Annotated in this window: 22 protein-coding genes and 1 other RNA gene; 19 read left to right on the top strand and 4 right to left on the bottom strand. The window is 67.8% G+C overall.

Annotated elements, in window-relative coordinates; all coding sequences use genetic code 11:
- Window positions 1–6: 6 nt before the first annotated feature.
- Window positions 7–2,088, bottom strand: coding sequence for a DUF6541 family protein (locus IWX63_RS01275; RefSeq protein WP_199276339.1), 2,082 nt, complete (start codon window positions 2,086–2,088; stop codon window positions 7–9).
- 197 nt (window positions 2,089–2,285) lie between these two features.
- Here IWX63_RS01275 and IWX63_RS01270 point away from each other — a divergent pair, with 197 nt between their 5' ends.
- From IWX63_RS01270 to IWX63_RS01255, 4 genes are read left to right on the top strand one after another with little or no spacing between them, the layout of a single operon-like run.
- On the top strand, window positions 2,286–3,059 hold the full coding sequence (locus IWX63_RS01270) for a glycosyltransferase family 2 protein (RefSeq protein WP_334685527.1): 774 nt from the start codon (window positions 2,286–2,288) through the stop codon (window positions 3,057–3,059).
- Window positions 3,056–3,466: a DUF2304 domain-containing protein gene (locus tag IWX63_RS01265; protein ID WP_199276338.1), complete on the top strand. Its 411-nt coding sequence runs from the start codon at window positions 3,056–3,058 to the stop codon at window positions 3,464–3,466. Before IWX63_RS01270 ends, IWX63_RS01265 begins: the two co-directional genes overlap by 4 nt.
- Entirely contained in the window at window positions 3,463–4,359 is an 897-nt protein-coding gene (locus tag IWX63_RS01260; protein ID WP_199276337.1) for a glycosyltransferase family 2 protein, read from the top strand. The genes IWX63_RS01265 and IWX63_RS01260 overlap by 4 nt, the downstream gene beginning before the upstream one ends.
- A 2-nt stretch (window positions 4,360–4,361) precedes the next feature.
- Window positions 4,362–5,795 (top strand): lipopolysaccharide biosynthesis protein, encoded by a 1,434-nt coding sequence (locus IWX63_RS01255; RefSeq protein WP_199276336.1) that lies wholly within the window; start codon window positions 4,362–4,364, stop codon window positions 5,793–5,795.
- Here IWX63_RS01255 and IWX63_RS01250 read toward each other — a convergent pair.
- The 3 genes from IWX63_RS01250 to IWX63_RS01240 all read right to left on the bottom strand — a co-directional run bounded on the left by IWX63_RS01250 (window position 5,792) and on the right by IWX63_RS01240 (window position 13,406).
- Window positions 5,792–7,921 carry an acyltransferase family protein gene (locus IWX63_RS01250; RefSeq protein ID WP_199276335.1) on the bottom strand — a complete coding sequence of 710 codons (2,130 nt, stop codon included), beginning with the start codon at window positions 7,919–7,921 and terminating at the stop codon, window positions 5,792–5,794. The two genes, IWX63_RS01255 and IWX63_RS01250, sit on opposite strands and share 4 nt — an antisense overlap.
- A gap of 109 nt (window positions 7,922–8,030) precedes the next feature.
- Complete coding sequence (locus IWX63_RS01245) at window positions 8,031–10,547, bottom strand: GH25 family lysozyme (protein ID WP_199276334.1); 2,517 nt, start codon at window positions 10,545–10,547, stop codon at window positions 8,031–8,033.
- Between the two features lie 165 nt (window positions 10,548–10,712).
- Entirely contained in the window at window positions 10,713–13,406 is a 2,694-nt protein-coding gene (locus tag IWX63_RS01240; RefSeq protein ID WP_199276333.1) for a hypothetical protein, read from the bottom strand.
- 589 nt (window positions 13,407–13,995) lie between these two features.
- Between IWX63_RS01240 and IWX63_RS01235 the strand changes: the two genes are divergently transcribed.
- From IWX63_RS01235 to IWX63_RS01165, 15 genes are all read left to right on the top strand, one after another.
- Window positions 13,996–15,222 carry a CpaF family protein gene (locus IWX63_RS01235; RefSeq protein ID WP_199276332.1) on the top strand — a complete coding sequence of 409 codons (1,227 nt, stop codon included), beginning with the start codon at window positions 13,996–13,998 and terminating at the stop codon, window positions 15,220–15,222.
- Complete coding sequence (locus IWX63_RS01230; RefSeq protein ID WP_199276331.1) at window positions 15,219–16,076, top strand: type II secretion system F family protein; 858 nt, start codon at window positions 15,219–15,221, stop codon at window positions 16,074–16,076. Before IWX63_RS01235 ends, IWX63_RS01230 begins: the two co-directional genes overlap by 4 nt.
- The gene (locus IWX63_RS01225) at window positions 16,073–17,014 is read left to right on the top strand and encodes a type II secretion system F family protein (RefSeq protein ID WP_334685526.1); all 942 of its coding nucleotides are present in this window, start codon (window positions 16,073–16,075) and stop codon (window positions 17,012–17,014) included. Before IWX63_RS01230 ends, IWX63_RS01225 begins: the two co-directional genes overlap by 4 nt.
- Before the next feature lie 33 nt (window positions 17,015–17,047).
- On the top strand, window positions 17,048–17,263 hold the full coding sequence (locus IWX63_RS01220) for a hypothetical protein (RefSeq protein ID WP_199276330.1): 216 nt from the start codon (window positions 17,048–17,050) through the stop codon (window positions 17,261–17,263).
- A gap of 3 nt (window positions 17,264–17,266) precedes the next feature.
- Window positions 17,267–17,683 (top strand): TadE family protein, encoded by a 417-nt coding sequence (locus IWX63_RS01215; protein ID WP_199276329.1) that lies wholly within the window; start codon window positions 17,267–17,269, stop codon window positions 17,681–17,683.
- A 169-nt stretch (window positions 17,684–17,852) separates the two neighbouring features.
- Window positions 17,853–18,239: a hypothetical protein gene (locus tag IWX63_RS01210; RefSeq protein ID WP_199276328.1), complete on the top strand. Its 387-nt coding sequence runs from the start codon at window positions 17,853–17,855 to the stop codon at window positions 18,237–18,239.
- Window positions 18,236–18,721, top strand: coding sequence for a pilus assembly protein TadG-related protein (locus IWX63_RS01205; RefSeq protein ID WP_199276327.1), 486 nt, complete (start codon window positions 18,236–18,238; stop codon window positions 18,719–18,721). Before IWX63_RS01210 ends, IWX63_RS01205 begins: the two co-directional genes overlap by 4 nt.
- A gap of 98 nt (window positions 18,722–18,819) precedes the next feature.
- The gene (gene prfB / locus IWX63_RS01200) at window positions 18,820–19,935 is read left to right on the top strand and encodes a peptide chain release factor 2 (RefSeq protein WP_199276326.1); all 1,116 of its coding nucleotides are present in this window, start codon (window positions 18,820–18,822) and stop codon (window positions 19,933–19,935) included.
- Window positions 19,936–20,103: 168 nt separating this feature from the next.
- Window positions 20,104–20,808 carry a cell division ATP-binding protein FtsE gene (ftsE, locus tag IWX63_RS01195; RefSeq protein WP_199276325.1) on the top strand — a complete coding sequence of 235 codons (705 nt, stop codon included), beginning with the start codon at window positions 20,104–20,106 and terminating at the stop codon, window positions 20,806–20,808.
- On the top strand, window positions 20,805–21,719 hold the full coding sequence (gene ftsX / locus IWX63_RS01190; protein ID WP_199276324.1) for a permease-like cell division protein FtsX: 915 nt from the start codon (window positions 20,805–20,807) through the stop codon (window positions 21,717–21,719). Before ftsE ends, ftsX begins: the two co-directional genes overlap by 4 nt.
- 5 nt (window positions 21,720–21,724) lie before the next feature.
- On the top strand, window positions 21,725–23,296 hold the full coding sequence (locus IWX63_RS01185; RefSeq protein ID WP_199276323.1) for a peptidoglycan DD-metalloendopeptidase family protein: 1,572 nt from the start codon (window positions 21,725–21,727) through the stop codon (window positions 23,294–23,296).
- Window positions 23,297–23,360: 64 nt separating this feature from the next.
- A complete protein-coding gene (gene smpB, locus IWX63_RS01180; protein WP_199276322.1) occupies window positions 23,361–23,834 on the top strand; it encodes an SsrA-binding protein SmpB in 474 nt (157 codons plus the stop codon).
- The gene (locus tag IWX63_RS01175; RefSeq protein WP_199276321.1) at window positions 23,831–24,205 is read left to right on the top strand and encodes a hypothetical protein; all 375 of its coding nucleotides are present in this window, start codon (window positions 23,831–23,833) and stop codon (window positions 24,203–24,205) included. The genes smpB and IWX63_RS01175 overlap by 4 nt, the downstream gene beginning before the upstream one ends.
- Before the next feature lie 147 nt (window positions 24,206–24,352).
- Window positions 24,353–24,720, top strand: a transfer-messenger RNA (tmRNA) gene (gene ssrA, locus IWX63_RS01170).
- 127 nt (window positions 24,721–24,847) lie between these two features.
- Window positions 24,848–25,075 (top strand): hypothetical protein, encoded by a 228-nt coding sequence (locus tag IWX63_RS01165; RefSeq protein WP_199276320.1) that lies wholly within the window; start codon window positions 24,848–24,850, stop codon window positions 25,073–25,075.
- Window positions 25,076–25,081 lie beyond the last annotated feature (6 nt).

The raw sequence follows: 25,081 nt of genomic DNA, 5'->3' as shown, positions 1-25,081 counted from the left end.
TTCGCGTCACGACTCCGTGCAGGCATCGACACGGTAGAGGCGGGCGTCGCCTTCTTCCGCGACGAGGGAGATGCCGGGGGCACTCCCGTCCTCCAGGGCCCGGAGGCCGATGTACGGTTCGTCGCCCGGCACGATCTCCTGATCGCCGAAGTCAAGAGCCCAGACGGCGCCTTCGCTCGTGATGGCATCACAGACCGATACGCTGTAACCGGCCTCGTCCCAGTGATCGAGGAGGGTCTGCTCGGCGTCCGTACGGTCACCGAAGATATGGGGGGCGATGGTGCGCCGATCCGCGAGGGCATAGACGAGGGACGCGCCGGTCCGGGGGTTGCCCACGATCACGTCTCCGGCCGGGACGAGATCGGGGACACGCTGCAGGAGAGCGAGCTCATCGGTGGTCAGGAGGGGAGATTCCTCCTCGAGGGCGAAGACCTCCTCCATGCGGGTCTGGACGCCGGCGAGGGTTCCGCCCTGGGTCCCCAGCCCGAGGACGAGGACGGCCGCCACGGCGGTGACCGGACTGCTCAGGACCATGGGGACCGCGCGTCGCGCCCGCCCCACGGGCGAGGGGCCCGTGCTGCTGTCGATGCCCTCGCCGTCCGCGATCCGCTTCGTCCCGGTCCGCCTTAGGAGACCCGTCAGCCATTCGGCCCCGAGGACGCTCAGGGGAAGGGTGACGACGGGAAGCAGCGCCGCGAGGCGGAAACTGTCGTTGTACCAGACACCGGTCAGGAAGGTGCGGAACCATCCCAGGCTCCAACTTGACACGACCATGTACAGCACTCCGCCGATGACGAACATCATGAGGATCCACCACATGTCCCGGAACTGCCGGGCCGCGACGTAGATCCCGGCGACGGTCAGGATCAGGAGTACCCACGCGGTGGTCGCACCCATCGGCGCACTTCCGAGTACTTCACCGATCGCACGGGCATTGGTCTGGAAGGGTGTCCACGGGGCGAAGGCCAGTGATGGTCGGACCTTCAACCACGCGACGAGCGTGACGCCCGAATACACGACGAAGAGGATGGCCCACAGCGCGGGGCGCGACGGCACGCCCGTCCCGTCCCGGCGTCCCTGGAACTCCCTCACCGCCCTCCCCGCGACAACCGGTCCGGCGAACGCCATGAGGGCGAGGAGCGTACTGGGGTGGGCGAGAGCGAGGCCCGGAACGACCGCGGCCGCGAGCAGCACGGCCGAGATGGAGAGTGAGCGACGACGCCCGGGCGTCATACCGAGGGCTTCGACGACCAGCCCCAGGGCAGCCGGCAGGAGGGCGATCGCCGCGTGGTTCGGATAGAGGACCCCGAACGCGACCATCATGTAGGGGAAGCCGCTCATGCCCGCGCACAGGACGCCGGCAGCGAGCAGGGGGATGGGGCGGTATCCGATGACGCGGCTGATCAGGAACACGCAGGACAGGGGCCACACCAGGGCCCCGAGGATGATCGTGCCGACGTTGACGGCGACAGGCACGGAGGTGCCGGTCATCATGACCACGAGGGCCATGAGATCGTGCATGGCGGCGGGATAGAAGGCCTGGGAGGCCTCGGTCAGGTTCCCGAGGCTCAGCGACGAACCGTTCTGGGTCTCCGCGATGTGCTTGATCGCATTCAGGTGGTACACATTGTCGAACGTCTGCGAGAAGTTGTCCGGGGCTCCGAACGCCGCGATGTACCGGCCTCCGATGATCAGCGCCGGGAACGCGATGGCTACCGGCACCAGCATCCTCGTGATCCAGGTAGGGAGTCCGTCACGCACCATCGGCCGATTGTCCACGAGTTCCAGGTCACCGTGACGGCGGATCGATGCGAGGCCCGCGGAACCCTTCGTGAGGAGCAGCCGGCGCGCGAGCAGGACCACTGCGGCGAGGCACACCGAGAAGCCCAGATAGGACACCGGGTTGTACGGCACGCCGATGAAGGGCAGCACCACTGCAAGGCACGAGCCGATCGACATCGAGATCGGGGCCGACAGGGCGGCGAGGCTGAGCCCCCTGACGCCGGCTGCCGCGAGGACGAGAAGTCCCGGCCCGAAGAATACGAGCACCGTGCTCGCGAAGGCAGGGGCAGTGGCCCACCAGCTCATATGGTCATTCTCCTCGTCGTGGTTCTGAGGGCCGCGTTCGGAGGACACAGCGGTAGCCCTACGAGAAGATCGTTACCCTCCGTGGCCCTCCCGAGCCGGGGAATCCGGTGGCCTGCTCGAGGCGCACCAGACCATGATTCGCGGCTCCCACGGGCTTAGCACCGGGGTCGCGACGCCTATTGCTATGATTGCACATCATGGGTAACAGACCGCCTTCCGGCATCCTGATCGTCATGCCTGCCTGGAATGAAGCAGAGGCGATCGGCGACACCATCAGGGACATCAGACGAGTCGAACCCGGAATGGACATCCTCGTGGTCGACGACGGATCACGGGACGACACGGCGAGGATCGCGGCGGAGGCCGGCGCCGTCGTACTGAGGCTCCCGTTCAACCTCGGAGTCGGCGGTGCGATGCGCACCGGCTTCAAGTACGCACTCCGCAACGGTTACTCGGGCGTGATCCAGGTCGACTCGGACGGTCAGCACATGCCCGAGGAGATCGCGAAGGTCGTGAGGGGACTGGACACGGCCGACATCTCCATCGGAGCGAGGTTCGCCGGCAAGGGGGACTACCAGGCGAAAGGACCGCGCCGCTGGGCGATGTCCCTTCTCGCCATGGTCATCTCGCGTGTGGCGGGGACCAGGCTGACCGACGTCACCTCCGGGTTCAGGGCCGTCAACCAGCGCGGACTGCACCAGTACATCGATCATTTCCCGGCGGAGTACCTCGGTGACACGGTCGATTCGCTCGTCGTCGCGCTCAAGTCGGGCTGTACGGTGACCCAGGTGCCCGTGGAGATGAGGCCGCGTCAGGCCGGCACCCCGAGCCAGAGCCCGTGGAAAGCCGCGATCTACCTCGCGCGGTCCGGGCTGGTCCTGTGCTTCGCCCTCGCCCGGAGAAGGACTCCGCGTGATTACCAGGCTCCCTCGACCGGGGACATAGCAGGAGAAGGACCCGTACCAGCATGAGCGTGGCACTTTCACTGTTCTCCTCCATCCTCATCGTCGTGGCCGTCCTCGTGATGCTGCGGAACGGGAAACTGCGCGAGAAGTATGCGATCCTGTGGCTGGTCATCGGCAGCCTGTCGATCGTCCTGGCGCTCTTCCCCAGCATGTTGGAATTCGCGGCAGACGCGGTCGGAGTGATCGTCCCGGCCAACCTGCTCTTCGCACTGGCCATCCTCCTCCTCCTGGGAGTCTCCCTGCACGTATCCCGCGAGCTGACGATCCTCGAGGACGAGACCCGGATCCTCGCAGAAGAAGTCTCGATCCTCCGTTCGGCGGTGGAGCGGTTGAGCGGCTCGAATGCCACCAATGTCCCTCGCGACCGGACCGACAACCCGATGAACTTTGACCAACAGAGGAAAGACCAATGACTATTGACGTGATGTTCCCCTATTACGGGGATGTAGCGATGATGAAGGCGGCCGTACAGTCCGTCCTCGATCAGGAATACCGTGACTTCGTGCTGACCATCGTCGACGACGGGTACCCGGACGATTCGCTGCCCGCCTACTTCGACGAGCTGACTGGATCGGACGATCGCGTCCGGTACTTCAGGAACGAGGTCAACCTCGGCGCGAACGCGAACTACCGGAAGTGCCTGTCCCTCATCGAGCACGACTACGTCGTCATCATGGGTGCCGACGACCTGATGCTCCCGAACTACCTCTCCGTGGTGCACGAAGGCTTCTCGGGGCAGTCCGTGGACATCATCCAGCCCGGCGTGGACGTCATCGACGAGAACGGCACCGTCTACGAGCCGGTGGGTGATCGGGTCAAGAGCTACCTGCGCCGTCGGCTCGTGGGAGAGAGTGCGAGTGCGGTCGTGAAGGGCGAGCCGCTCGCCGCGAGCCTCCTCACGGGGGACTGGCTGTACTTCCCGTCCCTCGCCTGGCGGTCCGAAGCCATCAAGCGCCACAGCTTCCGGGAACAGTACGACGTCGTGCAGGACCTCGCTCTGGCGACCGACATCATCATGTCGGGCGGGAAGATGCTCGTCCTGGCGGAGACCTGCTTCCTCTACAGGCGCCATCGCGAATCCGATTCCTCGGTGCGGGCGCTCGACGGCCGCCGGTTCGCCGAGGAACGCGCCTTCTTCGACGAGTGCGTGAAGGATTTCCGGAAGCTCGGATGGGAGCGGGCAGCGACGGCTGCGAGCCGGCACGCGTCGTCCCGGCTCCACGCACTGACCCTTCTGCCTCAGGTGGCGCGACGCCGCATGTGGGGCGGGATGCGCAAGCTGACCGCTCACGCCCTCGCCAGATAGTGATGCGCAGTAGGTCCTCCACGCCACGGCCTGCGCAGGCCGACCGGAGCGTCTCCAGCACGTGGTACCTCGTCGGATCGCTGCTCCAGGGCCTGGGGCTCCTGCTCATCCAGCCCTTCGCCGTCAGGATCCTCGACGAACGGCAATGGGGATACGTCTCGACGTCGGTGGTGACGATCCAGGTCCTGGTGGTCCTCATCTCGGCGGGCCTGCCACTCGCCATCACGAACCTCTGGTTCGCGAAGGAGCGGGGACAGGACCGCTCCCGCGGGATGTACGGCTTCATGGCCATCGCCTCGGCGGCACTGGCCCTCGCAGCGGTGCTCTGCCTCGTCGGCCTCGGTGCCCTGACGGAGGAGGGCGTCGCTTCCACCACTGTCCTGGCAGTGGTCAGCGTCGGGGTCCTCGGAACGGTCCTGGGCTCGCAGGCGGTTCTCCGCGCACAGAACCGTCCGGGGCGTTTCGTGCTGCTGAGCATCGGGTCATCCGTCCTGGCCAATCTCCTCGGTCTGCTGGGCATCATCCTCATCGCGCCCACCGCCGAGGTCTATCTCGGCGCGTACAGCCTCGCTGTCCTGGCTACCGGAATCGCGGCGCTCGTCCTCGCGCGGCCGCGCCTGCCGTGGACGGTGCCCGGATCGAGCGGCGAATCGCTGAAGATCGCGGGCCCGCTGCTGCCGCACACGGGCGCGCTCATGCTGCTCACGCAGGGGTCCGTCCTGATCCTCGCCGCTGCCGCCACCGTGGAGGACGCAGGTCATTTCGGGACCGTCCTGATCTTCGCGCTGGGCCCGATCACGATCCTGAACGCCCTGAACAACGCCTGGTCCACCCGGATGATGTCCGCCGGACAGGACCAGTTGGTAGGAGAGACACGGCGCGTGTCCCGCGAAGCCGTGCTGTGGGCAGTGGGGATCGGGCTTCTCGCGTCCTCCGGAGCAGCCGTGGGATCGTTCGTCCTCTCGACCGAACCCGGGCTCGTCTGGCTGATCGCGATCACGCTCCCGCTGGTGTCGATCGGGTACGCGTTGTTCCTCGTGACCTCCAACCTGCTGTACATCGCCAACGGGACCCGGCGCCTCGCCTTCGTGACGCCCGGTGTCCTGGTGGTCGTCACCCTGCTCGCCTACTGGCCGGCCTCGGAGTCCGACCTCGTACTCGTGGCCGTGATCCAGGTGCTCGGGTTCATGTGCCTCGGCCTGCTGACCTACGCCATGGTCTTCCGTACGCCTTCCGGCAGGAGCCTACCCCTTGCGTTGTTCCTGGGCGGCTTCGGCCTGCAGGTGGGCGTCGTGATGATGCTCAGCCTCGTCCCGCTCAGCTTCACCGCCGGCCTGATCGAGGTTGCTGCGGTCGTCGCACTGCTGGTGGTGCTGTTCCTCCTTCGGTCGCGGCGACAGGCGCGGCAGGCGTCGTCGGCCTCCGCCGAGGACTAGGACGCGACGGCGGCGAACCGCTCGGCGAAGTCCGGGATGAGCGAGCGGACATAGCTCCGAGCGACGTGGTCCCGGTCGAAGTAGACGTGGAGGCCGCCGATGGCTGCATAGCAGGTGTCGTCCGGGCAGAACCGGTCGGAGAGGTCGATCACGCGGATGCCCGGTTCCTCCAGCGTGCGTGCCGCCTCGGCGGCCGGATCGGGAGGCAGTGCCTGCGACGTCGGGTTCGCGCAGTCGAGGGGTGATTCCTCGTTGCGGGCGAGGCACTCCGGTGTCGAGCGATCCAGTGTGAGCGGGGTGTCCCTGATGACATAGATCTCCGTGCCCCGTGCGGTCCAGGGAACCACGCGGTCCGAGAAAGCCGTCCGGTACTGATCGAGCTGCGGGCGGCCCGTGCCGTCGTCGATCTCTTCTCCGACCGAGAAGGAGGACAGGAAGACGACGTCGGGTGGCGCTGCGAGGACGCGGTCCGAGACCGACCGGCTCCACTCCAGGCACCTTTGCTGCACTTTCCCGTCGGTCGTCTCGGCTCCCATGAATGCGGAACGCTTCGCATCGACGTACGGACACCCGCCCAGAAGGCTGATGTTGAGCCTCCAGTGGTTCTCGCGTGCCAGGGGGAGGATCGCGGCCTTCCACTGCTCTGCGTGGGAGTCGCCGATCAGCCAGACGGTCTCGGCACCCTCCCGGCCGTCCGAGAAGTCGCACAGGGTCAGGAGCCTGTCGTCACCGACGACGATCGGGTCGGGGTGGGGGCCGCACTGCTCGTCGGTGAACCAGGGGGCTTCTTCGTCGCCGACACCCGTCACGGCAGGCGGCCCGAACGGTTGCTCGCAGGTGACCGCGGACAGGCTCTTGGCGCCGAAGCAGTCGCCTCCGGACAGCGCATCGAGCCGCCGTGCTTCTGTCGCCTGGGTGAAGGTGGCACCGACGATCAGCCCTGCGCAGATCAGGGTGAGCGTCATGGTCGCCGCCACCGTCACGACCATGATCCGTCGTGGCGAGGCGCCCGGCAGGAGGCGGGACCGTCCCGGATCCTCGACGTACTTCTTCGTCAGTCCGGCGAGGATCACGGACAGCACGACCGCCAGGAGGAGATCGGAGGCATCCAGCGGACGATCGATGATCCACGGCAGCAGGATGAGGACGGGCCAGTGCCAGAGGTAGAGGGAGTAGGAGATGTTCCCGAGCGTCTGGACGGCGGTGACACCCAGGAGGGTGTTGGGGGACCACAGCGGTGATCGGGGGCCGGAGGCGATGATGAGCGCCGTACCCACCACCGGAACCGCCGCGAGATAACCCGGGAAGTAGGTCGAGTCGTCGAACATCAGTGCGGAGGCGGCGATGAGGCCCAGCCCCGTCCACTGGGCCAGGCCCGCGACCTGAAGGCGCACGGGGTATCGCTCGTCGGAGAACCAGGTCGAGGCGGCTGCGGCGATGAGACCGCCGGCGGCGAACTCCCACACCCGGGTGGGCGTCACGAAATAGGCTTCGCTCCGGCTGGTGTAGGTGAGGTAGATCGAGAAGGCGAACGACGCCGCGCCGACCCCGGCGAGTGCGGCCAGCACGAAGGTCTGCGGTGAGCGTCGCCTGCTCGCCAGGAGATACACGCCGATCAGGAGGAGTGGCCACACCAGGTAGAACTGCTCCTCGACGGACAGCGACCAGTAGTGCTGGACCGTGGACGCCTGGTTATTCAGCGCCGAGTAGTCGACGGATTGTGCGGCGAGGGACCAGTTCTCCACGTACAGGGTACTGGCGATGGTCTCCCGTCCGATCGATATCAGCCGATCCGTGGGCAGGTAGACCGTCGCGACGAGGAGGGACAGGAGGGCGACGAGCAGTGCAGCGGGCAGGAGACGTCGTGCTCGCCGGGCGTAGAACTGTCCCAGCCTGATCCGGCCGGTGCGTTTCAGCTCGCCGAGCAGGTGCTGCGTTATGAGGTAGCCGGAGATGACGAAGAAGACATCGACCCCGACGTAACCGCCGGTGAGGAGATCCGGCCAGAAGTGGTTGACGACGACGAGGAGGACGGCCAGCGCCCGGAGCGCCTGGATGTCGCGGCGCTGCGGTTTGCCGACCTTCGCCCGTTTCGGCGGCCCGACCCGAGCAGCATGGTCGATCACTCAGTCTCCTCGTGGTGGGGGTCGTCATTCGGATTGGCCGGACGGACAAGCGCGAGCCCATAGTATCCCCCTCCACCCCCCTGTCAGCCCAGCGTGGGGGTGTGGTGGGTCAGGTTCGTTTGACGCCGGTGGTGGGGGTCCAGGTGAGGGTTCCGCGTTGGAAGGTCTGGGTGCAGCGGGTGCTGGTGGTGCAGGCCTGGTTGTTGGTGGGGTAGCCGAGGGTTCCGTTTTCGGCGCCGGACTGCCGGTAGGTGGTGCGGATGGGTCCGTTGGCGGTGATCCTGGCTCCGGTCTTGGAGCTCCAGAGGATTTCGCCGCGTTGGAAGGACTGGTAGCAGCCGCCGTCGCGTAGGCCGCAGGTCTCTTTGGCCAGGGGGTATCCGAGGGCGCTGTTCTCGGCGCCGGCACTGCGGTAGGCGGTGCGGATGGATCCGGTGGTGACGAGTTCGGCGCCGGTGCTCGGGCTCCAGAAGATCTCGCCGCCCTGGAAGGACTGGTAGCAGCCGCTGTCGCGCAGGCCGCAGATCTCGGCGGTGGTGGGGAAGCCCAGTCGTCCGTTCTCGGCGCCGATGGACCGGTAGAGGTTGCGGATGCCGCCCTGCCTGCTGATGTTGGCTCCGGAGGCGGTGGACCAGAAGATCTCGCCGCCCTGGAAGGACTGGTAGCACCCGCCGTCGCGGATGCCGCAGATCTGTGCGTTCACGGGGTAGCCCAGGAGGCTGTTCTCTGCTCCTGCTGCCCGGTAGGTGGTGCGGATGGCGCTGTTGTTGGTGATCTGGGCTCCGGTGGTGGCCGACCAGATGATCTCGCCGCCCTGGAAGGACTGGTAGCAGCCACCGTTCTTCAGTCCGCAGGTCTCGTCGCTGTCGGGGAAGCCGAGGACGCCGTTCTCGGCTTTGGAGCTGCGGTAGAGGTCGCGGATCGCTCCGGGCCTGCTGATGTGTGCTCCGGTCTTGCTCGAGTAGAGGATCTCCCCGTTCTGGTATGCCTGATAGCAGCCTTCGAGTTTGAGTCCGCAGATCTCGGAGGCGATGGGGTAGCCGAGGATGCCGTTCTCCGCTCGTGCCGCACGGTAGGCGGTGCGGATCGGGCTTGCCTTGGAGATCTGGGCTCCGGAGGCCGGGGACCACAGGATCTCGCCTCGCTGGAAGGACTGGTAGCAGCCGCCGTCGCGCAGTCCGCAGGCCTGTGCACCGGTGGGGAAGCCCAGTGCTCCGTTCTCGGCGCCTGCGGCACGGTAGGCGGTGCGGATCACGCCGGCTTTGCTGATGTGCGCTCCGGATGCGTTGGACCAGAGCACCTCGCCGTTCTGGAAGGACTGGTAGCAGCCGCCGTCGCGGATCCCGCAGACCTGCGAGGCTTTCGGGTATCCGAGGGCACCGTTCTGGGCTCCGGCTGCCATCCACGCATTGCGGATCGGGCCGTTGGCGGAGATCACGGCGCCGGTTCCCGAGGACCAGATGACCGCACCGGTGGTGAATCCCTGGTAGCACCCTCCGTCGACCAGGCCACAGACCACGCCGGAGGTCACAGCGCCGAGCTCCGGAGCAGCAGAGACCACCGCCGAGATAGCCGCCGCCGCACGCGCGTCCGGCGAGTCCGAGTCGTTCCTCACGAAGGACTCCAGGCTCGCGAGATCCCCGTTCCACTGGTTCCAGTCGCCGATCACCGGGCCGCTGTCGGTGTACTGCCAGACGTCCTGCCTGGTCCAGCCGGCGGGCATCGTGCCGGGGGTGGTCGTCCCGTAGCGCGCCACGTGCAGCGCGTGATCGCCGAACGCCGTGGAGTTGCCGGTGCATTGGTTCCACCAGCTGGCAGCCGTGTAGATCATCGGCTTACGGCCGGTCAGCACCTGCATCTGCCGTGAGAAGTCGGCGATCCACGCGACCATCTGGGACGGCGTCATGTTGTAGCAGGTGTTGCCCAGTGATGGATAGGGATTGAACTCGACGTCGAGCAGCGGCGGGAGCGTCTTGCCGTCCGCGCTCCATCCCCCACCGTTCCTGACGAAGAAATCCGCCTGTTCGGAGCCCGACGACATGTTGGGGAGGGCGAAGTGATAGGCACCCCGATACATTCCCGACGCGGCCGACCCCTCGTACTGATCAGAGAAGTAGGGATTGGCGTAGTCGTCGTTCTCGGTCGCCTTCACATAGGCGAAGCGGGCACCGTACGCCGACGCCGACGACCAGTCGACGAACCTCCCCTGATGGCTGCTCACATCCACACCGAGGACTCCACCGGGATTCCAGTAGCTCGTAGCGGCCGAACCTGCGTCCAGCGGGGATTCGGTGCCCGTCGTCCCATCAGGACGGCTGTCGCGCGACTCGGCGGCGCGAGGGACCTGGGGATCACCGGTCTCGGCGATCCGGGCGAGTCCCTGACCCATGGAAGCGTTCCGCTCCTCGGGCACCACCGGGGGGAGACCCTGCTGTTCCGACTCCTCCGCGGTCGGGGGGAGGACCTCCTTCGGAACGGCGGCGGCCTTCCCGTCCGTGGAGGCGCCGTCACCCGCGGGTGCCCCATCGCGGAGCGGGGTTTCAGCGACGGCTGGGGGAGTCCCTTCGGCGGTCGTAACAACCTGCGGTGCTGCATCGGTGGTCTCGATCGCCTGGGCAGGCGACATCGGCACAGGCGTCACCGGACCGATGAGGATCGATGCAAGCAGCAGAGCGACGCCGGAAAGGGTGGAGGTTCGTCTGGTTGTCACAGTGGGATCACCTATGTATTCGGGGGGCTGCACCCGGAGGCACACGTGCTGGTGGATCGATGAGCGTGGGGGTGTGGTGGGTCAGGTTCGTTTGACGCCGGTGGTGGGGGTCCAGGTGAGGGTTCCGCGTTGGAAGGTCTGGGTGCAGCGGGTGCTGGTGGTGCAGGCCTGGTTGTTGGTGGGGTAGCCGAGGGTTCCGTTTTCGGCGCCGGACTGCCGGTAGGTGGTGCGGATGGGTCCGTTGGCGGTGATCCTGGCTCCGGTCTTGGAGCTCCAGAGGATTTCGCCGCGTTGGAAGGACTGGTAGCAGCCGCCGTCGCGTAGGCCGCAGGTCTCTTTGGCCAGGGGGTATCCGAGGGCGCTGTTCTCGGCGCCGGCACTGCGGTAGGCGGTGCGGATGGATCCGGTGGTGACGAGTTCGGCGCCGGTGCTCGGGCTCCAGAAGATCTCGCCGCCCTGGAAGGACTGGTAGCAGCCGCTGTCGCGCAGGCCGCAGATCTCGGCGGTGGTGGGGAAGCCCAGTCGTCCGTTCTCGGCGCCGATGGACCGGTAGAGGTTGCGGATGCCGCCCTGCCTGCTGATGTTGGCTCCGGAGGCGGTGGACCAGAAGATCTCGCCGCCCTGGAAGGACTGGTAGCACCCGCCGTCGCGGATGCCGCAGATCTGTGCGTTCACGGGGTAGCCCAGGAGGCTGTTCTCTGCTCCTGCTGCCCGGTAGGTGGTGCGGATGGCGCTGTTGTTGGTGATCTGGGCTCCGGTGGTGGCCGACCAGATGATCTCGCCGCCCTGGAAGGACTGGTAGCAGCCACCGTTCTTCAGTCCGCAGGTCTCGTCGCTGTCGGGGAAGCCGAGGACGCCGTTCTCGGCTTTGGAGCTGCGGTAGAGGTCGCGGATCGCTCCGGGCCTGCTGATGTGTGCTCCGGTCTTGCTCGAGTAGAGGATCTCCCCGTTCTGGTATGCCTGATAGCAGCCTTCGAGTTTGAGTCCGCAGATCTCGGAGGCGATGGGGTAGCCGAGGATGCCGTTCTCCGCTCGTGCCGCACGGTAGGCGGTGCGGATCGGGCTTGCCTTGGAGATCTGGGCTCCGGAGGCCGGGGACCACAGGATCTCGCCTCGCTGGAAGGACTGGTAGCAGCCGCCGTCGCGCAGTCCGCAGGCCTGTGCACCGGTGGGGAAGCCCAGTGCTCCGTTCTCGGCGCCTGCGGCACGGTAGGCGGTGCGGATCACGCCGGCTTTGCTGATGTGCGCTCCGGATGCGTTGGACCAGAGCACCTCGCCGTTCTGGAAGGACTGGTAGCAGCCGCCGTCGCGGATCCCGCAGACCTGCGAGGCTTTCGGGTATCCGAGGGCACCGTTCTGGGCTCCGGCTGCCATCCACGCATTGCGGATCGGGCCGTTGGCGGAGATCACGGCGCCGGTTCCCGAGGACCAGATGACCGCACCGGTGGTGAATCCCTGGTAGCACCCTCCGTCGACCAGGCCACAGACCACGCCGGAGGTCACAGCGCCGAGCTCCGGAGCAGCAGAGACCACCGCCGAGATAGCCGCCGCCGCACGCGTCGCATTCGTCTCGGGGGGAGTGATGGTCACAACCGCACTCGCGGCTCCCGGCTGGTTCGCGGGTACGGCTATCGAGCTGATCTCCACCCGTGTGCCCGAGTGCGTGACGAAGGTCTGTCCAGCCTTCCAGGTCAGCGCGCGATACGAGTAGCCGGACAGCCTGCTGTTCGGGGTGAGGACCACGGAGGCGTTACCGCTCCATCCGAGGATGTCCTGCTTGGTGATCTTGACGCCCTGATTGCCTCCGACCGCGGTGGAGCTGTCGAATCCGACGGGCATGCGCAGTTCGAGGTAGTAGACCTCCTCGCTGACCGGATCGGTGAACTTCAACGCCCTGGCGGGCGCACCGCCGGCCCACGGCCTCAGGGTGAACCGCTGACTGTCCGTCGGCGTCCCGATATCGCGGATGTCCGAGGCGGCACCGAAGCCCCCGTACTCCCAGAGGAACGCGTTGACGACCGGGGAACCGACCTGGGCGTAGCCCATCAGGTCCGACATGTCGCTGTATTCCGAGGACCAGCACGCCGGGTCCGCCCAGGATCCGCCCGAGATCGGAGCATCGGCGCGGCCGCTGGTGCAGGCCAGCGAGTTCGCGTGGTGGAGCCCCAGGACGTGCCCGAACTCGTGCGTGACGACGTTGTTCGTGAGTGCCGACGGGTAGGGCATGATCACTCGCCCGCTCGTCGGGCCGTCCGTGAAGCCGCCGCCCAGGATGCCCCACGACCCGTTGTAGTTCAGGTCCGCGTGCGGAACGAAGATCACGAGGGCTTCATAGGGCCGGTACTGCCAGTTCAGTTCCTTCGTCACGGTCGCCATGATCGTGCCGTAGGAGTCCGTGATCTTCGCGGCCGACTTGTGGCGGTATTCGCTGACCTTCGTCATCGAGAGCCGCCCGGCGGAGGCGGAGTTCCAGTACGAATTGGCGCTCGTGATCGAGTTGCGTGCAGCCGTCATGTTGATGGCATCGGTGTCGGCAACCGTCTTCCCCGACAGTTGCACGGTGACCAGCGTGACCTTGAAGGTCCCGGACCGCGGCGCGAGGGCCGCGGTCCCGCCGCTGCCGTCGAGGGTCAGGGGTGACGCCGTCTTCATCGGCGTGACGGGCTCCGCGAAGTGTTCGCCGTAGCGGGCGTTCGATCCCGGATCGTCGAGCGGATTCCAGTTCAGGTCCGGCACGAAGGACGTGACTTCATCCTGCGCCGCGGGCTGCTTCACGGGAGCTGCTTCCTTGGCAGGGGCCGTGGCCGGGGCCGGCGGAGCGGGTGCGGTCGTCGCTGCCGGGGCAGGAGCGGGACTCCGCGTCGGGGCGGGCGCCGGTGCAGCCGACGGCGTGGTCGGGGCGGTCGGCGGACTGGTCGGCGTCGCTGTCGCCGTCGGTGCCGGAGTGGTAACGGTGCTGGTCGCCATTGCGGGAACCGCGCTGCCCAGGAGTCCGAAGGACAGCAGGGCTGCGCACAGGAGTCGGGCGGGGAAGGGCAAAGTCACGGGTTTCTCCAGCAGATTCCGGGCGTCAGCCAGCTGATTGAATTCCCGTGCAGACTACAGTTCTGTTACCAACGTGACTAACGTTTCGGAAGTGAAAGTGGAATCTTAGGCAAAACCTGCGCTTATGTCCGTATCCGTGTCGGCGTGTTGCTCTTGCGCGCCACGCATCGCTGTGATTGTCATCTCATGCCGGGGTTTATGCACATCCCTCTCCCGCTCTGTTCGGGCACGCTTCTGTTCAGTAGGGTGAAGGCGGCGGAAGCGATTCCGCGTCCGGACGGCGGATCGGCGTCGACGGGCGAATACATGGGGGACATCAATGGATGCTGTTCGCTTGGTCGAGGGCGAGGTGCGGGAACTCATCCGCAGGCGCGGACTCGATCCCGCCCGCCAGATCGGCGAGGTGCAACTCCTGGTGCACGACGCGGTCGCCGACTACGAGGAGCGGTCGGTGCTCGGGGTCCTCCCACCTCTCGGGCGGCTGGATTCCGCGCGGAAGCAGATCTACGACGCCGTCGCCGGATTCGGCGCCCTCCAGCCCCTCCTCGATGATCCGACCATCGAGGAGATCTGGATCAATGCGCCGTCGGAGATCTACATCGCGCGGGACGGTGAATCGCAGCTCACGGCATTGTCGCTGACCGACCAGCAGGTCCGGGACCTCGTCGAGAAGATGCTGAAGTCCTCCGGGCGGCGCCTCGACCTGTCCTCGCCGTTCGTCGACGCCTCCCTGCCCGATGGTTCGAGGCTGCACGTCGTGATCCCCGATGTGACCCGCAACCACTGGTCCGTGAACATCCGGAAGTTCATCGCGCGTGCCTCGAGGCTCGAGCACCTCGTGGAGCTGGGCACGCTGTCTCCCCACGCCGCACGGTTCCTCGGGGCGGCTGTCGTCAGCGGCCTGAACATCCTGGTCTCCGGGGCGACCCAGGCCGGGAAGACGACGATGCTCAACTGCCTGGGAGCATCCATCGGCCCGAGGGAGAGGGTCATCACCGTCGAGGAGATCTTCGAACTCCAGCTGCCACTGCGCGACGTCGTCGGTCTGCAGTGCCGCCAGCCCAACCTCGAAGGGCAGGGGGAGATCCCCCTGCGCCGCCTCGTGAAGGAAGCTCTCCGGATGCGCCCCGACCGGCTGATCGTCGGCGAGGTGCGCGAGGCCGAGAGCCTGGACATGCTCATCGCCCTCAACAGTGGGCTTCCCGGGATGTGTAGCGTCCATGCCAACAGCGCGCACGACGCCATCACCAAGATCTGCACCCTGCCGCTCCTGGCCGGCGAGAACATCTCCAGCAGTTTCGTGGTGCCGACCGTCGCCTCCTGCATCGACCTGGTGGTGCACTGCGCACGGTTACCCGGCGGACAGCGGCGGGTCACCGAGATCATGGCACTGGGGCGGCGCGTGGAGAACGGCGTCATCGAGTCCTCCCCGGTCTTCACCCGCATCGACGGAAGCCTGGAGCTGACGGCCACCGGCATGCCCACCGAGGAGAAGTTCGCGGCCGCAGGCGTCGACGTCGCGTCCCTTCTGGGGGCGCGGGCGTGAACACGGCCGTGGGCGTCGGTCTCGGCGTCGGCCTGTTCCTGATCTGGTGGTCGTGCTGGGAGCGGCCCGCGAGGGGACGTCGGGCGCCCACGCGGCGGCAGCCCCTCGGAGACCTCCTCCTGCGCGCCGGGGTCGAGCGGGTCTCGGCCCGCGGGCTGCTCGCCTCCTGCGGTGCGACGGGGCTGACGGTACTGCTCGTCGGGTTCGTGCTGACCGGCTCGGCGCCGATCGCTCTGTGCTTCGCGCTCTTCGGCGGGTTCCTGCCGTTCTCCATCGTCAAATGGCGCGCCGCGAAACGCACCGCTTCGCTGCGTGAGCTGTGGCCCGATGTCGTGGACCATCTCCGATCGGCCATCCGCGCCGGCCTTTCGCTCCCCGAGGCTCTCATCCAGCTGGGCGAGAAGGGGCCGCTCGAACTGAGGGCGGCCTTCCGGGCCTTCGGCTCCGACTACCGCGCGGGCGGACGGTTCGACGACGCACTCAACCGGCTCAAGGAGCGGCTGGCGGACCCGGTCGCGGACCGCATCGTCGAGGCGCTCCGCATGACGCGGGAGGTGGGCGGCTCGGATCTCGGCCGCCTGCTCGGCACGCTGTCCGAGTTCCTGCGTGACGCTGCCCGCACCCGCAGCGAACTGGAGGCGCGCCAGTCCTGGACGATCAACGCGGCACGCCTGGCCGTCGCGGCTCCCTGGTTCGTCCTCATGCTCCTGTCCACCCGGCCGGAGGCCGTGCGCGCCTACAACACGGCAGGCGGTGCGGTGGTGCTGCTGGGAGGGCTCGCGGTATCCGTCGTCTGCTATCGCGTCATGCTCCGGATCGGGGCACTGCCCGAGGATCAGCGGGTACTCCGGTGACGCCGACGGTCGCACTGGCGATGCTCTGCGGCCTCCTGCTCGGTGCCGGTCTCTGGCTGGTCGTCGTCCGCCTCCCGGCGATGCGTGCGACAACCCTGACGCAGCGCATCGCGCCCCAACTACGCGCGGTGGACGTACGGTCCAGGCTGCTCGCCGATCCGCCGGGTAACGTCACCCCCTTCGGACCGCTCGAACGCATCACCCGCCCCCTGCTGGCCGACGCCGTCGCGTGGTCGCACCGTTTCAACCCGGCGGCCGCGACCCTCGTGCGCAGGCTCGCACAGGCCGGACGTGAGCAGACGGCAGCCGACTTCCGGGCCCAGCAACTGCTCTGGGCTGCGGGCGGGCTCGCCGCCTCGACACTGGTCATGGTGCTCCTGGCGGCTTCGGGGTCGGTCAACGTGCCGCTCGCCGTCGTCATCGTGCTCGGCTGCTCCGTCATGGGCTTCGTCGGCCGCGACTACGTCCTCTCGGCGGACATCAAGAGGCGTGAGGCCCGCATGCTGGCCGAGTTCCCGAGCCTCGCGGAGCTCATGGCCCTGGCCGTCTCCGCGGGGGAGAGCACGACGGGCGCGCTCGAGCGCATCTGCAGGACAGCGACCGGGGAGCTGGCCGACGAGTTCGCCCTCGTGCTCGCCGCGACCCGCGCGGGCAAGCCGCTCGTGGAGGCGCTGCAGGAATTCTCGCACCGGACGCGCCTCGCCCCGCTCGCTCGCTTCGTCGACGGCATCACGGTGGCGGTCCAGCGCGGGACGCCGCTCGCCGACGTCCTCCGTGCCCAGGCGCAGGACGTCCGCGACCTCGCGAAGCGCGAGCTGATGGAATCCGCAGGCAAGAAGGAGATCGCGATGATGGTCCCGCTGGTATTCGGAGTCCTCCCGCTGACCGTCCTCTTCGCCGTCTACCCGGGCATCGCCCTGATCAACCTCGGCTTCTGACACTGCAACCACACCAACAAAAGGGGAAACGCCATGAAGATCCTGCCCAGCGCCGCACGCCTCGTCCAACTGCTCCTCAGCGCCAGGGCAATCCTGCTGGGCAGGTCCGGGGACCGGGAACGGGGCGACGTACCGGGCTGGGTGATGATCACGCTGATGTCGGCGGTCCTCGTCGCCGCCCTGCTGGCGATCGCCGGGCCGGCCCTCGAAGGCCTGTTCAACCAGGCGATCGATCAGGTCTCGCCCTAGGCCATGGTCTTGGCCGTGCTGGATCCCCGTGCCGGTCGCGGACGCCGCGAGGATGGCGAGCGTGGTGCCGCAGTCGTCGACTTCGCCCTGATCGGAGGCCTGCTGACGGTCGTCTTCATCGCGATCATCCAGCTGACGCTCGTCCTGCACGTGCGGAACACGCTCATCGACGCCGCTGCCTCGGGGGCACGCTACGGCACGCTCGCGGATCGCTCCCCGCAGGACGCCGTCGGACGCGCGGAGGACCTGATCCGCGGCTCGCTCGCCGATTCCTACGGATCCGACATCTCGGTCGGTGAGAGCACGGTCGGCGGCGTGAGGACCCTGGAGGTGGTCGTTCGCGCCCCGCTGCCCGTCATCGGACTGATCGGACCGGCGGGGATCATGGAGGTGCGCGGCCATGCGGCGCTCCCGTCCTGAACCGGGCCCCGGAGGGTCCGGACGCCGCGCCGGACACCGCGCCGGTCCAGGAGGCCGCGCCGGACGCCGCGCCGGACGCCGCGCCGGTCCAGGAGGCGGCGCGGGCCCGGCGGCAGGCTGTCCTGTCCCGGGGCGTCCGCGTCCGGGCGCGGAGGACGGCAGCGCCGTCGTGGAGTTCGTGTTCCTGGGGGTGCTGCTCCTCGTGCCGGTCGTCTACCTCGTCCTGACCGTCGGGCAGCTCCAGGGTGGATCCTTCGCTGTCGTCGGGGCCGCCGACCAGGCGGCGAAGGTCTATGCGGATGCGGCCACCCCGCAGGAAGCCGATGCCAGGGCTCGGGCGGCCGTCCGCATCGCCCTGGCCGATTTCGGCTTCACACCGGAGCAGGCCGTGGTGGACATCGCCTGCAGCGAGGCATGCCTCGCGCCGGGGTCGACCGTGACCGTGGTCGTCCGCCTCGAGGTCCCGCTCCCGCTGATCCCCGCCATCGCGGGCACCCATCCCTCGGCCGCCACCGTGGACGCCACGTCGACCCAGATCGTCGAGCGCTTCGGATGACACGCCCCGCCGAGAGAGCAGGCACCGCGGGTGCGGCAGCCGACCGCTCGGACGAGGGGCAGGTCGGTGTCCTGGTCATCGGATACCTCCTCGTCTGCCTCCTCGTCGTCACCGTCGTCCTCGCCGTGTCAGCCGTCTACATCGGGCACAAGAAGCTGCTGTCGGTGGCCGACGGCGCCGCGCTGGCAGCCGCGGACAACTACAGCATCGACGTCGGCGTGGGCGGAGGTGATCCGACGCCGCCGCTTCCGGCCCTGCAGGATTCCGGTGTGGAGGAGTCGGCGGCGGGCTACCTCGCCGCCACCGGTGCCGGAGCCCGGTTCGAGCAGCTGTCCATCGACCCGTCCACCGGCGCGGAGGACGGCCGGACCGCGCGGGTCGTCCTCACCGCCGTCGTCCGCCCGCCGATCGTGAACTTCCTCGTGCCCGCCGGCATCCCGATCCTCGCGCAGGCAGACGCGCGGGCCGAGCTGGTCCGGTAGCCGGGGCGAGGGACACGAAGCGGACCCGAGGTGCGCCCCGGGGTCGATCCTCGACGCTCCGCCGCCCGCCTGCGCCCATGACGTAGGCTGGAAGGACCATGGCAACCACTGATTTTCCGGCAGAGATCCGCGCCCTCCGCGCCAAGTACCAGTCCATCGAGCAGGTCTCCGACGTCGAGGGAATCCGCAAGGACATCGATGAGCTGAGCGAGGAAGCGGGGGCCCCGGATCTCTGGGACGATCCCGCCGCGGGCCAGAAGGTGACCTCGAAGCTGTCGCACCGGCAGTCGGCGCTCGAGCGCCTCGAGACCCTCGAGAGCCGGATCGACGACCTCGAGGTCCTCGTCGGGCTCGCGCAGGACGAGAACGACGAGGATTCCCTCGCCGAGGCCGAGCGGGAGCTCGTCTCCCTCGGCAGGTCCCTCGACGACCTGGAGATCGTCACGCTGCTGGCCGGTGAGTGGGACGAGCGCGAGGCCGTGGTCACCATCCGCTCCGGCGCAGGCGGCGTGGACGCCGCCGATTTCGCCGAGATGCTCCTGCGCATGTACCTGCGCTGGGCCGAACGCCACGGGTATCCGACGCAGGTCCTCGACACCTCCTACGCCGAGGAGGCGGGCCTCAAGTCCGCGACGTTCGAGGTCAAGGCGCCCTACGCCTTCGGCACGCTGTCGGTGGAGGCCGGGACCCACCGCCTCGTCCGCATCAGCCCCTTCGACAACCAGGGCCGCCGCCAGACCTCCTTCGCCGCCGTCGAGGTCATCCCGCTGATCGAGGGGACGGACGTCATCGAGGTCCCGGACAACGAGATCCGCGTCGACGTCTTCCGGTCCTCCGGTCCCGGCGGCCAGTCGGTCAACACGACGGACTCGGCGGTCCGCCTGACCCACCTGCCCACAGGGGTCGTCGTCTCCATGCAGAACGAGAAGTCGCAGATCCAGAACCGCGCGGCCGCCATGCGGGTGCTCCAGTCGCGGCTCCTGCTGCTCAAGAAGGAGCAGGAGGACGCCGAGAAGAAGGCTTTCGCGGGCGACGTCAAGGCCTCGTGGGGTGACCAGATGCGCTCCTACGTGCTGAACCCGTACCAGATGGTCAAGGACCTGCGCACGAATCACGAGGTCGGCAACACGTCGTCGGTGTTCGACGGCGAGATCGACGATTTCATCGACGCAGGCATCCGCTGGCGCACGAACAACCGCAACGACACCACGTAGGGCTACGCGTCTTCCGGCACAAACCACTTGTTTCCTGCTCGGGCTCTTGCCCGCGACACACCGCAGAGGTATAGGGCGTATCCCGACTAGTCGTTATAGTCGAGGAGCCGGCGCTCCCTTCCCCGAGCCAATGCCCGTGCCCCGGCGATCCACGGGCGCAGAGTGATCATGATCAGATTCGACGACGTCACGAAGACCTACGACACCACGTCGCAGCCCGCCCTCGATGCCGTCTCCCTCGACATCGACCGCGGTGAGTTCGTCTTCCTCGTGGGCGCTTCGGGTTCCGGCAAGTCGACGTTCATCCGTCTGGTGCTCAAGGAGGACCGGGCCTCCCGGGGTGCGGTCTACGTGGCCGGCCAGAACGTGGCCAACATCCCCAGCTGGCGCGTGCCGCGCCTGCGTCGGGGCATCGGGGTCGTCTTCCAGGACTTCCGCCTCCTGCCCAACAAGACGGTCTTCGCGAACGTCGCCTTCGCGATGCAGGTCATCGGCAGGAGCCGGGCCGTCATCCGCGACACCGTGCCCGACGTCCTCGCCACCGTGGGCCTCGAGGGCAAGAACAACCGGATGCCGCACGAACTCTCCGGCGGCGAGCAGCAGCGCGTCGCGATCGCGCGCGCCATCGTCAACCGCCCCGGGATCCTGCTGGCCGACGAGCCCACCGGAAACCTCGACCCGACCACCTCCATGGGCATCATGAAGATCCTCGACACGATCAACCAGAACGGCACCACGGTGGTCATGGCCACGCACGACGACGACATCGTGAACACGATGCGCAAGCGCGTCGTCGAACTCCGCGGCGGGTCGGTGGTGCGCGACGACGCCCAGGGCATCTACGTGGGCCGGCCCGAAGCGATGGCCGGATGAGGGTCGCCTTCATCCTGTCCGAGATCGGCTCGGGCATCCGCCGGAACCTGTCCATGGTCACCTCCGTGATCCTCGTGACGTTCATCTCGCTGACCTTCGTCGGCGCGGCCGGGCTCTTCCAGCTGCAGATCAACCAGATGAAGGGCTACTGGTACGACCGCGTCCAGGTCACCATCTACCTCTGCGTGGACAACTCCTCGGAGACGAGCTGCGCCACCGGGCCGGTCACCGAGGACCAGCGGGTGGCCATCGAGGCCAGGCTGGAATCCGAGCAGTTCGCCCCGTACGTCGACACCGTCACCCACGAGACGCAGGAGGAGGCGCTCGTCCACTTCCGCGACCAGTTCGCGAACTCGCCGATCGTCGACTCCGTCACCGCGGAGCAGCTCCCCGAATCCTTCCGCGTCAGCCTCGTCGACGCCGAGAAGTACGAGGTCATCAACGAGGCCTTCTCGTCGGAGCCGGGCGTCGATGCGGTCAGCGACCAGCGGGACTTCCTGGAGGCGATCTTCCGCTACATGAACTGGGCGTCCGTCGTCGCGCTCGTGATCGCCGGCATCATGACCTTCTGCGCGATCCTGCTGATCGCCACGACCATCCGGCTCTCGGCCTTCAGCCGCCGGCGGGAGACGGGCATCATGCGCCTCGTCGGGGCATCCAAGGCGGTCATCCAGCTGCCGTTCATCCTCGAGGGGGTGATCGCCGCCGTGATCGGGGCGGTCCTCGCGTCGGCGACGCTGTGGGGGGCCTCCCGCTTCCTGATCGACGGCTGGCTCGCGAACACCTTCCCGCAGACGGCGTTCATCTCCTCCCAGCAGGTCCTGCTCCTGGTTCCGGCGCTCATCCTGCTCGGCGCCCTCCTCGCAGGGCTCTCATCCCTGCTCACCCTCCGACGATACGTAAAGGTCTGACAGCAATGACGCCCAGCGCCAGGGGACATGTGCGCCCGCCAGGATCATCGTGGCGGGCCCGACAGGACACGCGGACCTATCTCGTCCGCGGCACCGCAGGGACGTCGATCGCGCTCGTCGTGGCTCTCGCCCTCGGCTTCGGCACGCCGGTGGTCGCCGACGAGCTCGACGACCGCAGGAGCGCCCTCGAGAACGAGGTCGCCGAGGTCCAGCAGTCCATGGAGTACCTCGACGCCGACATCGCCGAGACCATCGGCGCGCTCAGGACCTATCAGGGCCGGCTTCCCGCAGCGCAGCAGTCCCTCGCGGACGCCCAGGGCAGGGTCGAGACGGCGGCGACCGACGTCGGAGCCCTCGCGGTGCGCGTCGACCTGGCGCAGGAGACGAAGACGAAGATCACCGAGGAGCTCCGCGCCGACCGGCAGGAGATGGATGAGACCCGCGAGGTGATCGGCCAGATCGCCACCGAGGCCTACAAGAACGGCGGCGTCCCCACCAACGTGTCGCTGCTCCTGGGTGCCGACGGCGTCGAGGACTTCACCCGGTCCATGGACATGGTGGACCAGGCCCTGCGCGGCCAGAACGCGGCGATGGCACGGCTGTCGGAGCAGAACGCGACGAATGCGAACAGCCAGGCGCGCCTCGTCGCCGTCGAGGCCGAGATCGCCAAGCTCAAGGAGAAGGCGGACGCCGCCCTCGCCGCGGAACAGTCGGCGCGCGACGCCGCGGCAGGCGAGAAGGCGAAGGTGGACCGGCTCGTGGCCGACACCTCGGCCCTGTCGGCGAAGCTCCAGGAACAGAAGCCCGTCATCGAGGCGAAGCTGGCCGGCGTCGAGAAGGCCCAGCAGCAGGTCAACGCGGACATCGCCGAGCGCCAGCGCCGCCAGCTCGAAGAGGCGCGCAAGGCCGAGGAGGCCCGCCAGAAGGCGGAGCAGGAACGCCTCCGCGCCGAGGCGGAGGCCGCCGCCGCTGCCGAGGAGGAACGCCGGACGGCCGAGGCCGAAGCCGCCGCCGCTGCCGAGACGGCACGTCGCGCGGCCGAGGCAGCCGCAGCGAACAAGCCCGCGCCAGCTCCGGTCCAGCCCCAGGCGGTCGCCCCCGTGGCGCCCGTCATCCCGGACCCTCCCGCCGTCGCGCCGTCGACCCCCACCGCGTTCGGCCTGCGGTCGCCGGTCGGTGGGCCCATCTCCTCCGGCTTCGGGTGGCGCCCGACCCCGGTGGGGACCATCGACTTCAACGGCACCGGCGGCTACGTGCACACGGGCATCGACTACGGGGTGGGCTGCGGCACGCCCCTGTACGCGCCGGCCGCCGGCGAGGTCTGGTACGCCGACTCTGACGTCCTGCCCGGCGCCGGCAACCGGATCGTCCTCGACCACGGCGTGGTCGGCGGCAACGTGCTCGCCACGAACTACTACCACCTCACCAACTACGTGGTCTCCGTAGGGCAGCGCGTCAGCGCGGGCCAGCTGATCGGCTACACGGGCACCACGGGGAACTCACAGGGCTGCCACCTCCACTTCGAGACGATGCTGAACGGTACGCTCGTGGACCCGCTGGGCCTGCTCGGGTCGTAGGATGGAAGGCACTGCCCACCCGCGGGCCGCCGTCCGCAGCAGTGTCGCAAGAAGGAGTTCCGCCGTGCCGAAGGAAAGTGGCCGGAAAGTGGTGGCCACCAATCGGAAGGCCTTCCACGACTATGCCGTGCTCGACACCTACGAGGCCGGGATCGCCCTGATGGGCACCGAGGTGAAGTCGCTGCGTGCCGGGCGCGCCTCCCTCGTGGACGGCTACGCGGTCTTCTACAACGACGAGCTCTGGCTCGAAGGCATCCACATCTCCGAGTACACGCAGGGCAGCTGGACCAACCATGCCGCGCGTCGCCGGAGGAAGCTGCTGCTGCACCGCGAGGAGCTCACCAAGATCTCGCAGAAGATCCGGGAGTCCGGCTTCACGCTCGTCCCGCTGCAGCTCTACTTCCTCAACGGCAAAGCCAAGGTGGAGATCGCCGTCGCCCGCGGTAAGCGCGACTACGACAAGCGACAGACCCTGCGCGAGAAGCAGGACAACAGGGAAGCGCTGCGCGCGATGCGTGAGAAGAACCTCGGGGCATGAGCGACGTCTTCTGGGAGACCCAGGAGGATGACGGACCCGAGCCGTCGGAACTCAGGTACAAGCGGCCCTGGTGGGTGACGCTCGGCGCCCTGGTGGACCTGATCCTTCTGCTGGTCGTGGTGCCGGTGGGGATCCTCTCCCTGATCCCGTTCGTCTTCCTCGTCTATGTCTTCTTCGCGCAGGTGCTCGTCTGGATCTCGCCCGTCCTGCTGATGCTCAACGGGGCCATCTTCTGGTGGGGCTTCCGCCGCAAGCAGGCTGCGACCACCGCACTGGCTGCCCTCGGCATTGCCTTCGTCACCCTCGCCTTCGTGGTCGTGCGCCTCTGGCAGTCGCCCGTCGTCATCCTGGGCATCACGCTGGGGCAGTAGGCCGGCCCCGTTCGGAGCCCCCGTTCACCGGCGGCGAAGCCCTGCCGGCCGACCACGCGGGTGCGGTAGAGTAGAGGAACTGGACGGCCGGTGGGTCGCGCAGAGCAGGAATCAGTCGATGACTGGGCACATTTGATAACTGAACATGGGGATGACAGGTTTCGACGATGTTAGTCGCGACAGGGGAAGCGGGCCGAGGATACAGGGTTATCTCGTAAACGCTCCTTGTAAAACAATAAGTGCCGAACAAAAGCGCACTGACTTCGCTCTCGCTGCCTAAGCAGCCTAGCTAGTCCGTCAGCCCGGGTTTGCTCTCGCCCCGGATACTGGCGTCATTTAGAGGGCCACTGCTCCCGGTCCTCGTTGTAGGGACCGGGGGGACTCTAATACAACTGGGCTTGGCAGCCACTCGTTCGCACGATGGCTGGAGCCGAGAAAAACCGACGCGAACTGCGCCCGGAGAAGCCCTGACTACACTGCATCGGACGCGGGTTCAATTCCCGCCATCTCCACCGCTCCATCACGAAGCGCCCCGCCGGTCTCCGGCGGGGCGCTTCGTCGTCCCCTCGAGCGGGCCGGCGCCGTGATGGCAACAGCGCAGGGCGCGGAACGGGACCCGGGAGCGCGAACTACACTGGGCCCATGAGCTGGACTGACAGGACGCCGTCGTGGCTCCCTCCACTACCGCCGCCCCGTCGGGGCCGTGGCCTGATCGTGCTCGGCTGGATCCTCGTGGGGAGTACGTTCGTGTACATCTTCATCATGAGCTACCTCGGCGGAACCCATACGCTCTACACCCTGATCCCGCTCCTGCTCGGTCTCCTCTGCCTGATCACCGGCCTGCTGCGGCGGGACACCCGCGCCCGGTAGGCGTGT

It is taken from the genome of Arthrobacter sp. CAN_A2 (assembly GCF_015752045.1).
Lineage (GTDB): Bacteria > Actinomycetota > Actinomycetes > Actinomycetales > Micrococcaceae > Arthrobacter_D.
This window is presented reverse-complemented; position numbering and strand designations above follow the sequence as displayed.

Excerpts from the sequence above, each read along its gene's own strand:
- IWX63_RS01275 (WP_199276339.1), bottom strand. The coding sequence starts at position 2,088 with ATGAGCTGGTGGGCCACTGCCCCTGCCTTCGCGAGCACGGTGCTCGTA.
- IWX63_RS01270 (WP_334685527.1), top strand. The coding sequence starts at position 2,286 with ATGGGTAACAGACCGCCTTCCGGCATCCTGATCGTCATGCCTGCCTGG.
- IWX63_RS01265 (WP_199276338.1), top strand. The coding sequence starts at position 3,056 with ATGAGCGTGGCACTTTCACTGTTCTCCTCCATCCTCATCGTCGTGGCC.
- IWX63_RS01260 (WP_199276337.1), top strand. The coding sequence starts at position 3,463 with ATGACTATTGACGTGATGTTCCCCTATTACGGGGATGTAGCGATGATG.
- IWX63_RS01255 (WP_199276336.1), top strand. The coding sequence starts at position 4,362 with ATGCGCAGTAGGTCCTCCACGCCACGGCCTGCGCAGGCCGACCGGAGC.
- IWX63_RS01245 (WP_199276334.1), bottom strand. The coding sequence starts at position 10,547 with ATGTCGCCTGCCCAGGCGATCGAGACCACCGATGCAGCACCGCAGGTT.
- IWX63_RS01235 (WP_199276332.1), top strand. The coding sequence starts at position 13,996 with ATGGATGCTGTTCGCTTGGTCGAGGGCGAGGTGCGGGAACTCATCCGC.
- IWX63_RS01220 (WP_199276330.1), top strand. The coding sequence starts at position 17,048 with ATGAAGATCCTGCCCAGCGCCGCACGCCTCGTCCAACTGCTCCTCAGC.
- IWX63_RS01215 (WP_199276329.1), top strand. The coding sequence starts at position 17,267 with ATGGTCTTGGCCGTGCTGGATCCCCGTGCCGGTCGCGGACGCCGCGAG.
- IWX63_RS01205 (WP_199276327.1), top strand. The coding sequence starts at position 18,236 with ATGACACGCCCCGCCGAGAGAGCAGGCACCGCGGGTGCGGCAGCCGAC.
- prfB (WP_199276326.1), top strand. The coding sequence starts at position 18,820 with ATGGCAACCACTGATTTTCCGGCAGAGATCCGCGCCCTCCGCGCCAAG.
- ftsE (WP_199276325.1), top strand. The coding sequence starts at position 20,104 with ATGATCAGATTCGACGACGTCACGAAGACCTACGACACCACGTCGCAG.
- ftsX (WP_199276324.1), top strand. The coding sequence starts at position 20,805 with ATGAGGGTCGCCTTCATCCTGTCCGAGATCGGCTCGGGCATCCGCCGG.
- IWX63_RS01185 (WP_199276323.1), top strand. The coding sequence starts at position 21,725 with ATGACGCCCAGCGCCAGGGGACATGTGCGCCCGCCAGGATCATCGTGG.
- IWX63_RS01175 (WP_199276321.1), top strand. The coding sequence starts at position 23,831 with ATGAGCGACGTCTTCTGGGAGACCCAGGAGGATGACGGACCCGAGCCG.
- IWX63_RS01165 (WP_199276320.1), top strand. The coding sequence starts at position 24,848 with ATGAGCTGGACTGACAGGACGCCGTCGTGGCTCCCTCCACTACCGCCG.